Genomic DNA, 233 nt, shown 5'->3' with positions numbered 1-233 from the left:
GATGCGGATGGCCTGACGCAGATCCTCGTCCTGGCCCGCGATTTGACCCGGCGCGGGCGGGTGCGCTGGCTCAACGTCTGCTGGAGATCGAGACTTACCGCACCTTGGCGGTGCTGTCCCTGCCGTTGACACGATCGATGACGTCGGAACTGCGACGCATGGAGTCGCACCTTGCGGCGATCACCGACGAGATGTGTACGAGCTTGGTGGAACGGCGCGACAGCGACGTGCTG

1 protein-coding gene is annotated in these 233 nt (G+C 64.8%); it reads left to right on the top strand.

Going from position 1 to position 233, the window contains the following annotated elements:
- Positions 1–233: DUF3422 family protein (locus AAEZ08_RS23505; RefSeq protein WP_500125254.1), on the top strand; the 233-nt coding region annotated here is incomplete at both ends.

The sequence above is a fragment of the Pseudomonas sp. E45-MNA-CIBAN-0222 genome (assembly GCF_040310405.1).
In the GTDB taxonomy this organism is placed as follows: Bacteria; Pseudomonadota; Gammaproteobacteria; order Pseudomonadales; family Pseudomonadaceae; genus Stutzerimonas; species Stutzerimonas stutzeri_AC.
The sequence above is the reverse complement of the archived record's forward strand: the minus strand, read 5'-3'. Positions and strand labels throughout refer to the sequence as shown.